Source organism: Actinokineospora bangkokensis, assembly GCF_001940455.1.
Classification (GTDB): Bacteria; Actinomycetota; Actinomycetes; order Mycobacteriales; family Pseudonocardiaceae; genus Actinokineospora; species Actinokineospora bangkokensis.
In genome coordinates this window covers 773,937-783,492 of the sequence record NZ_MKQR01000009.1, presented here as the reverse complement: position 1 = coordinate 783,492, position 9,556 = coordinate 773,937, and the positions used below count along the sequence as shown (strand labels likewise).

Genomic DNA, 9,556 nt, shown 5'->3' with positions numbered 1-9,556 from the left:
GTGCGCCCTTCGGGTCGCTGGTGCTGTCGGGAGGGCTACTTGCGGGGAAGGCCCATGGATCGCAGGATCGCCTTGGCGCCTTCGCCGATGGGCAGGGTGAACCGCTGGGCGTGGCCTTCGAGCAACGCCTCGGCGTGCTCGAAGCCCTTGAACTCCCACCACTCGTGCTGGGTCACGGCTTGCACCCGCGCGGGCAGGTCGGCCTCGTTCCACGCCGTCCATTCGGGTATGCCGCGCAGCACGCCCGCGTCGATGCCGATGCCGGAGTGGGCCGAACCCTCCCGCACGTTGGAGCCGATCCTGCCGGTCTCCACCGGCTCATAGGCTGGCACGCGCCGCCCGGTGTCGAGATCGGTGTAGCCGCGGTATCGCTCGGGGATGCCCAGCGACTCCATCTGCTCGGCCACCACGGTGGCGGCTTTCTCGTGCGAGATCGGCAGGGTCCCCCCCTCGGCGTGGGTGATGCTCTCGCCGCCGCTCATCGCCCGGACAGTCAGGTCGGGCCGGGCCTTGCTGAAGGCGCCCGCCTCGGCGGCTAGGGGGATCAAGGCCTGGGCGGCCTCTTCCAGCCCTTGCTGCCCCTCCGCCAGGTGCTTGCCCGCAGCGGTCGTGTCGCCGCGCTGCAAGGCGTCGTAGGTGGCGGTCGGCGCGCCCACCACACCCACTCCCAGCTGGTAGAGCGGGTTCAGCTCCTTCGTGTCGTCCGCGAGCGCGGCGAGCCCGGCGTCGACCGCCTTCGCCGCGCCGCCACCGGACTTCACCGCCTTCGCCACGCTGTCCCCGACGTGGGCGCCGACCGAGCCCGCCAACGCGCGGGCCGTGGCGTGCGCCGCGCCCTTCGCGCCCCCGCCGCCCTGCTGGTAGGCCGCCTTCACCGCCTTGACCTCGGTCGTCACCTTCTGCACGGCCGCCGCGCCCAGCGTGACGGTGGCGGTGACAGGGTTGAGCATCTGCGCCTTGTCCGACAGCTGGGTGAGGCGGGTCTCGGCGTAGGACAGGGCGACCTTGCCGACGGTGGCGGCCGCCTGCTTGAGCGTGGCGCCGGGGTCCTTGCGGAGCTTGTCGACGAACTCGGGCCACTTGCCGTTGTCGTCGCGGAGTTCGACGGGGTTGGCGTGGGCGTAGGTGTAGGGGTTGATGCCGCCGACCAGGCCCGACGGGTCGGCGGAGGTCCAGCGGCCCAGCCAGGGCGCGTAGTAGCGGGCGCCGTGCAGGCTCAGGCCGCTCTCCTCGTCGCGCTCGCGCCCGGTGAACCGGTAGCGCTTGGCGGTGGTGCGGATGTCCTTGTCCACAGCGGAGTAGGCGGTGGCGCCGTGCGGGTAGTACTCCTCGTAGGACAGCACGGCCCCGGTCTCGGTGAGCTCCACCGTGGACGAGGCGAGGTGGTCGTAGACCTGGAACCGGTACCTGGGCCCTGCGGGCACCTGGTCGGAGACCAGCACGTCGTCGACCACCAGCACCCGCCCGACGCCGTCGCCCACGTGCACCGACTCGACGTGCTCGACCACCGCGCCCCGGCTGTAGCGGCGGTAGACCTCCGTGCCGCCCAACCGGATCCGGCTCCACGCCACCCGGGTGCCGGTGGGGTCGTCGCTGACCTTGCGCACGCGCTCGCGGCCCGCGTCGTAGGTGTAGTGCACGCGCCCACCGCCGCCCCGGTCGTAGAAGCGCAGCAGGTCGCGGTGGTCCCACTCCAGGTGGTCGTCGGTCGCGGCCAGGTTGAGCAGGTTCCCGCGGCTGTCATGCCGGTGCGCGACCGGCAGGTCGGAGCCCACGGCGGTGCTGGCGAGCCGGTCGCCGTCGTCGGCCGGGGTCAGCACCCGGGTCCAGCTGCCCGGCCCGGCGTGGTGGCGCACGCGCAGCAGGTTCCCGACGGTGTCGTGGGTGTAGTCCTGGCTGTAGGAGCGCAGGGTGCCCGGCGTGGTCACGGGGAACCCCACCCGCTCCGCCGCCGGGGTGTCCTGCCCGACCGCGCCCAGCGCGGCGCCGTTCTCCCGGCCGGTGGCGGAGGTGAGCCGGTAACAGGCGTCGTAGGTGTAGCGGGTGCGCGCGTCGACCACCTGGTTGGCGAAGAAGGCCGGTTGGACGGCGTCGTCGCGCACCTCCACGAGGTTGCCCACGGCGTCGTGGGTGAAGTGCAGGTCCTGCACCGCTGCCGCCCCGGTGCGGGTGGTGCTCAACCGGCGCGGCCTGCGGGTGGCCGGGTCCACTTCGTGCGTGGTGGTCGTCCCGTTGCCGTGGCGCACGGTGCTGCGGTGGCCGGAGGCGTCGTAGGTGATGCGTTCGACCACGGTCGTGGCGCGTGTGTCGGCGTCCTCGGTGTGCCCTGTCCCGGTGCGGATGGCGCGCAGCAGCAAGCGGATCGCGGTGGGTGCCCCGCCCGCGTCGTACTCGGTGTCGTGCACGGCGACGCGGGCGCCGACGCCGCGGTGCCAGTCGTAGCGGCGGGTGACCCTGCCGAGCGCGTCGAACTCGCTGGCCTCGGTGAACTCCTCGGTGTCGAGCAGCGCCGCCGGGTCACCGGACCAGTCCGCGCGCGCGGCCCGGTGGTCGGCCAGCAGCCGCCGGGTCACCTCGACGACGTTGCCGTCCACGTCCACCCGGGCGGTGGTCACCAGCCCGGCCTCGTCGTGGTGCTGGTGCAGCCTGCCGTGCAGGTTCAGCTCGGCGCCCTCGGCGTCGGTGCCGTCGCGGTAGGCGTACCGGGACACGAGCACGGGTGGTTCGCCGCCGTCTGCGAACCACTGCGCGACCGGTCGGCGCAGCAGGTCGCGGTCGGTGCGGTGGACCCTGGTGGTGACCGGTCCGCCGGGGGTGCCGCGCTCGTCCCAGGCGAACAGCAGCGCTCCGGTGGCATCCGGCAGCCGCCAGCGGGACCCGGTGTCGGCGCCGCGCTCGACCAGGGCGTTGCCGAGCAGGTCGTAGCCGGTGCAGCGCCCGGCGGGGTCGCCGTCGCCGCGGACGGGCCCGGCAGGCTGCACCACCTGCACGACGAGGTTGCCGCGGGCGTCGCGGGTCCACAGCGGGTTGTCCTGGTGGTCGAACCGGGTCACCGTCACCGACCGCTCGTCGACGACCGCGCCCGCGTCGTCGCGGACCCGGTTGTGCGCCACAGCCGCGACCACCCGCCCTGGGCCGTCGAGCAGGGTCGTGGTCGGGGTGCCCGCGTGCTCGGCGGCCAGGCGTGCGGCGCGGCCGTCCGCGCTGTCCTCGGGCAGCCCAGCGCGCTGGGCGTACCACTCGGACCCCATGACCGCGTCGTTCTCGTCCCAGGTGGTGACGTGCCAGGGGGAGAACTCGGTGCGGCGCACGGCCCCATCGGGCAGGTCGACGCGAACCACCCGGTCGACGGCGTCGTAGTGGGTGGTGGTGGCCAAGCCCGCTGCGGGCGGGGTCTCGTAGCGCAGCCCGATGTCCGGGTCGGCGAACGCCGGTTCGTAGGCCAGCACCGGGTTGCCCTTGTTGTTGACCACGACCCGCCCGGAGGCGACCCAGCGCACGGGTCCACCCGGCTCGGCGGGGGCGGCTGGAACCTTGCGCAGCAGGGTCGACCCGGCGCCATCGGAGTAGACGAACGCCGCCTGCACCGGGCTGCTCGCGCCGCCGGGGGACCGCAGGTGCCGCTCGCGGCGCAGGGTGCACGCGGCGGGCGGGTGCGCGGCCCACACCACCGAACCGTCCTCGCCGCTGCGCCCCCCGAGGTCGTGCAGGTAGCGGACCGTGGCCCCGGCCAGCCAGCGCCGGGCCGCGGGCTCGTCGAGGTCGGGCCGGTTGAGGAACGCGGCGACCTCGTCCGGCGGCGGGTCCAGCAGGGCGGCGGGCAACGGGTCGTCGGCGTCGCCCTTGCCGAGCACCGACAGCGCCACGGGGGTGCCCAGGGCGTCGAAGGCCACCTCGGTGCGGTTGTCGTTGACGTCGCGCAGGACAGCCGGGGCCAGCACCCGGTGGTCGTAGCGCTCAACCGTCGTGGTGTTGCCCGCCGCGTCGACACTGGTGGCCACGTGCAGGGCGCGGGCGTCGTAGGTCTGGGTGGTGACGGCGCCGTAGGGGTCGGTGAACCGGGTCGGCTGGAAGAAGGTGGCCGCCGGGTCGTCGGTGAACCCGGCGGTGCCCGACCGCGCCCAGAATTGGCCCGCGGTGTCCTCGCCGGGGAAGCGGTCGGCCAGCGCGGCGCCGGTGAGGTAGCCGGAACGGGCCGGGTCGTCCAGGGCGGCGCGGACCTCGGAGGTCAGCTTGGCGCCGTACACCTCGGTGAGCAGGGCCTCGGTGAGGGCGAGCCGGTGGTGCTCGTGCACCAGTCCTCGCCCGGTCAGGCCGCGCCACGGCGCGGGGGAGTGGCCGTCGCTGAAGAGGGTGCGGCTGTGGGCGACCAGGCGCCTGCGGGGGCCCAGGCCGTCGGCGTAGCGGTGGGGGAGCTGGTCCGGGACGGGGACGCCGTCGTCTTGGTGGACCTGGCTCAACCTCAGTTCCCGCAGCTCAACGGTGGTGAAGTGCGTGCCGTTGCGCGGGATGAGGCCGGTCAGCTCATGGGTGCGGGTCTCGCAGGGCAGGCGTGGGCGGTGGTCGTCGGCGCCGGTCACGTCGTCGGTGTAGCGGGTCTCGACGTGGGTGACCCGAACTTGCCGTTGCAGCGCTCGGATCGCGGCCACGGTGGCGGCGGGCAACTCGTCGGTGTAGCTGCCCCGGCGCGGGTAGGTCGCGGTGACGACCTGGAGGGGGTTGCCGAGGTCGTCAGTGCGCAAGGTCAGGGTGTGGGTGGTGCGCGGGTCGGGCTCGGCACCCACGTCGAGTTCGTGGTGCTGCGACGCGGACTCGACGTCCACCACCTGGAAGACGCTGTGGACAGGCCCCCGGCGGACGAGCCGGACACCCACGCGGGTGGTCTCCGCGGACAGCAGCCGGGCTGGCGCGCCCAGGGCGTCGAGCTGGTGGCGCTCGCGGCGCAGCAGCGTCCCCTTCGCCGCGCGCACGGCCTGCCTGCGCTCCTCGGGGTCCAGGTCATCCACCACCTCCACCCCGGCGACGACCACGTCCGGCCCGGGAGCGTGCTCGGCGGACAGGTCGACCTCGGCCCCGGTGTGGAACCAGCTCACCGTCTTGACCGCGGCCTGCTGGAGCGCGCGCTCACCGGTGGCGAACGGCGTCCCCGCCGCGGCCCCGGCGAACTCCTCGAACGACTCGACGTCGACCTGCTCGACCCGCCCGAACCCGTGGAACGCCCGCTCCACCCCGTCGTAGTGGCCGTGGTGGTAGCTGTAGTCGGTGGCGAAGCGCGTCCCGCGCCAGGCATCGGTGACGACCGTGCGGCTGACGCAGTGCACGGGGAACGGCAGCCGCGTGGCCCACGGGCTACCGTCCTGGCGGTCGCGCTGGTGGTAGCGGGTCGAGGGGGTGTACTCGACCCGGGTGCGCAGGCCCAGGTTGTTGTCCACCCCGGTCAGCAGGTGCGGCTTGTCCGCGTGCAGGGACGTGCACGCCAGCGGCAACCGCGCCGAGGACCACGTCAGGCACGCCGTGCCGTCCCCGAGCAGGTCCACGACCTCGACGGTGGTGTCGGTGTCGAGCGGCGGCACCGCGTCCAGCACCCCGGCGAGCACCCACGAGTCGCCGGAGAGGTTGCGGTGCACCTGCACGCCGTCCCGACCCAGGTACAGCAGGTCGGTCGGACCGGACCCGTCCACGTCGGCCCACCGCAGCCGTCGGGCGTCGAACAGGTCGGGGGTGTCGAACCGCGGCGCCCCCTCGGTGTCGACCCGCGCGCCGAACCGCCCGTGCCCCAGGGCGGGCCAGTAGACGACCTCCCCAGGCCGCACCCGGACCAGGTCGGCCAACCCGTCACCGGTCAGGTCGGCGAAGAACACGGCCTCATCCCGGGTCGCGTCCCACGGCCGACCCCCACCCGCCTCCACCGGCAGCCCACCCCCGAACCCGGCCTCCCCCAGGGCCGGGTGCCAACGAGGTACCGGCTCGCCAGGGGCCAGCGCATCGGCCCTGCCGTCGCCGGTCAGGTCGACGAACTGCACCCCCGGGTCGGCCCAGTCCACCACCGGCAGCGCCGCGAACGCCCGCCACGGCGCCCACCCGTCCGCCGTGCGCTCGGCGAAGCCCGGGACCGGGCCGGAGAGGTCAACCAGGTCAAGGCTGCCGTCCCCCGCCAGGTCCAGCAGCTGGCGCCCCTCGGTGTCCCCGGGCGTCGTGGCCACAGCCGCGGCGCGGGCGAAGGCAGGCGCACCCAACGGGCTGAGGTTGCGGTGGAAGTACCAAGCCCCCGCGCCGGTGACCAGCGCCCCCGGCACACCCTCCCCATCCAGGTCGACCCACCGCGCCGCAGCACCGTCCGGCGCGCCCTCCACCGAGTGCGTGGTGGGCGCCAGATCGGCAGGGCTGTAGGTGAACTCCACTGGCGGAAGTTGCCGGGAGACCCCATCCCGGTACCCGACATGGGTGACCGAGGCCAGCAGCGAATACACGTCGCCGCCATAAGAGAACTCGGTCGACTTCACCAACTCACCAGCCGGGTCATCCGAAAAGCGGTGGCGCATCAGCACCCGATGGCACCGCCGATAAGTCCGAACCTCAAACCCCGGCCGCCGCGTCGAGAACGGATCGGGCCGCACCGCCCAAGCCCCATCGGTCTCCCCGTAGTCGAACACGACCTCGAACATCCACCGCGCGGCCTCGACCTGCTCACCGCTCAGGAACCGCGGCCGCCCACCACGAGCATCCAACAACGGCGCCTCGTTGCCGTACCGGATGCTCACCGGATGCCGCGCCGCCCCTCGCGCGTCCTCGTCCCGATGCCGCTCAGGCGCAGAGTGGACGGCCACGTTGTCCGAGTTCTCCCGCGCGTAGCGGTAGACCGCCACCTGCCCCCGGTCATCCCGAACCTGGCTGACGAGCCAGCTGAACACCCGACTGTCATCCGCCGGGTCGGCAACCCGAGATCCCGGATCAGCCCCGAAAACAGTCAGCACGTTGTCACGACTGATGGACCGCCAGTGCACATCCCCGGTGAGGTCGTGCCGCCACTGCTCAACCCGCGCCAAGGCCCCCTCAACCCTGGGCGCGTACCGGCGCACCGTGAACCCGTCGACCGGCCGCGTCGTCGGCTCCGGCACCAGGTCGTCGGACCCGCTCAGCACGAACACGTCGGAGTCGTCATACCGAGGCACCCCGGTGTCGGTCTTCCGGCTGATCGCAGGCAACTCCAGCGACCACCCCAGCCCGAACAGCCCGTTCCCCGCCCCCGAGTCGTAGTTCAGCACCAACTCCGGCGCAAACCCCGCCCGCCCAGCAGACACCGCGACAGGAACCCGCAACGAAGCGGTCCCGGTGACCGGATTCGTCGTGAAGGCCTCACCGACCCCGCGGATCGCACCACCACCGGTGGGCAGCGACACCACCGGCGCCCGCAACTCCCCGTCGCCCTGCTCAGCCACCCTACGACCTCCGGCCCCTGCGGCAGCCCTGCGTCCCCGACCCTGTGTCTACTGTGAATCGCCGCCCATCCCGGAACGTGACGCCCAACCCCTTCCCCGCCCGAAACGCCCGATGCCCCCCGATCACCGAACACACCACCATCCGGTCGCCCACCAACGCTTCCTCAAGCGCCTGCGGCAACAACAGGTCGGGTGCGGAAAATGTACAAAGAAATCATTCGAACGCTGAATTCAATCTCGGTAATCACTCCAATGGAGGTGGCGGCCACCCCAGTGGGCTATGGGCGCCGCGGCCAGCTGCTGGTTTCCTCATTGTGAACGTTCCTTCGACCAACAAGGGGAAATCGGTCATGTCGAGGTGCAGACAAGCGCTCGCGGTGGTGTTGCTGTCGCTGCTGGCGGCCGCCGGGCTGATGGCTGGGCCGGGTGCGGCGTCCGCCGCGCCCGCCGGGGCCACCGGCGTGTGGGCGTGCTCGGTCCCGGCGGGCAGCACCTACACCGGGGCGCGCTACAGCACCAACTGCGGCTCCTTGCCGTACGAGTACAACGTGACCGCGCCGTCGAACGACCTCTGGGCGTGCATCGTGCCGTCCGGCTGGTCCTACGTCGGTGCGCGCCAGGGCACCAATTGCAGCCCGAACTCGATCTCGTGGGAGTACCGGCTCTACACGCCCACCAACGGCCTCTGGATGTGCACCATCCTGTCCGGACACACCTACTACGGGGTCCGGCAGGGCACCAACTGCGGTTCGGGCATCACCTACGAGTACAAGATCGTGATCCCGACCAACGGCGTCTGGGCCTGCTACCCGCCGACCGGGTGGTCCTACACCGCCACCCGGCAGGGCACCAACTGCGGGTCCGGCATCACCTACGAGTACCTGCTCTTCAAGCCCTGACGGGTGACCGGTGCCGCCTGCGGCGCAGGCGGCACCGGTGCTTGAGCGAAGTCACAACGCGGCTCACCGCCGTGGGCGTACGGTTCCCCTAGGCGGACGCAAGGGGGCAGCCGTGAAGATCGTCATCCCGGGGGGCACCGGGCACGTGGGGGAGTTCCTGTCGCGCGACCTGGTCGCCGCGGGGCACGAGGTGGTGATCATCGGTCGGTCCGGCGGGGTGCGCTGGGACGGCAAGACCTTGGGCCCCTGGGCCGAGGAGGTCGACGGCGCCGACGCGGTGATCAACCTGGCGGGCCGCAGCGTCGGTTGCCGCTACACCAAGGACAACCTCTGGCAGATGCTCGCCTCCCGCATCGACTCGACCCGGGTGGTGGGGCAGGCGATCGCCGCGGCCACCCGCCCGCCGTCGGTGTGGTTGCAGATGAGCACCGCCACCATCTACGCCCACCGGTACGACGCCCCCAACGACGAGGACACCGGCGTCATCGGCGGCGACGAGCCGGGCGTCCCCGACTACTGGGGCTACAGCGTCCGCATCGCCACCGAGTGGGAGGCCGAGCAGGCCGCGGCCCGCACCCCGCACACCCGGCAGGTGGCCCTGCGCACCTCCATGGTGATGAGCCCGGCCCCCGGCGGCGCCTTCGACGTCCTGCGCCGCATGACTCGCCTGGGCCTCGGCGGCGCCGTCGCGGGCGGGCGCCAGTGGCTCTCCTGGATGCACGAACAGGACTTCTCCCGCGCCATCCTCTTCCTGCTGGCGGGCGACCTGGAGGGCCCGGTGAACCTGGCGTCGCCCAACCCGCTGCCCCAGGGGGACTTCATGCGCGGGCTCCGCGCGGCCTGCGGGGTGCCGATCGGCCTGCCCGCGACGGCGTGGATGGCCGAGCTCGGCGCGTGGGCCATCCGCGCGGACACCGAACTGCTGCTCAAGAGCCGCCGGGTCGTGCCCGGCAGGCTCTTGGACGCCGGCTTCACCTTCGACCACCCCGACTGGCCCGAGGCAGCCAGGGACCTGGTCCACCGCGCCCGATCCCGCGCTTAGCGCCGCCACGGCCAGAGCGGGGAGTGCCGCTTACCCCCCAACGCCGATACCGGTTCCGTCAAGGACGTCCGCCGCAGCGGCGTGCTGGGAGGTCGAGCGTCGACGGGCGCCGTTGCTGCCGCACAGGTGATCGTCGCCGTGCGCTGCCCCAGCGGTGGGCCAGGGTTTGCCTGGCC

At 72.8% G+C, this 9,556-nt stretch carries 3 protein-coding genes and 1 pseudogene; 2 read left to right on the top strand and 2 right to left on the bottom strand.

Going from position 1 to position 9,556, the window contains the following annotated elements:
• Nucleotides 1–35: 35 nt before the first annotated feature.
• Entirely contained in the window at nucleotides 36–6,503 is a 6,468-nt protein-coding gene (locus BJP25_RS11325) for a toxin TcdB middle/N-terminal domain-containing protein (protein ID WP_233158004.1), read from the bottom strand.
• Nucleotides 6,504–6,539: 36 nt separating this feature from the next.
• Nucleotides 6,540–7,400: pseudogene (locus tag BJP25_RS36540) on the bottom strand (SpvB/TcaC N-terminal domain-containing protein); the annotation flags it as partial.
• 389 nt (nucleotides 7,401–7,789) lie between these two features.
• Here BJP25_RS36540 and BJP25_RS11320 point away from each other — a divergent pair.
• Together BJP25_RS11320 and BJP25_RS11315 are read left to right on the top strand one after the other, a co-directional pair.
• Nucleotides 7,790–8,338 (top strand): hypothetical protein, encoded by a 549-nt coding sequence (locus tag BJP25_RS11320; protein ID WP_143218990.1) that lies wholly within the window; start codon nucleotides 7,790–7,792, stop codon nucleotides 8,336–8,338.
• Nucleotides 8,339–8,450: 112 nt separating this feature from the next.
• On the top strand, nucleotides 8,451–9,380 hold the full coding sequence (locus BJP25_RS11315) for an epimerase (protein ID WP_075974749.1): 930 nt from the start codon (nucleotides 8,451–8,453) through the stop codon (nucleotides 9,378–9,380).
• Nucleotides 9,381–9,556: the final 176 nt, after the last annotated feature.

Excerpts from the sequence above, each read along its gene's own strand:
- BJP25_RS11320 (WP_143218990.1), top strand. The coding sequence starts at position 7,790 with ATGTCGAGGTGCAGACAAGCGCTCGCGGTGGTGTTGCTGTCGCTGCTG.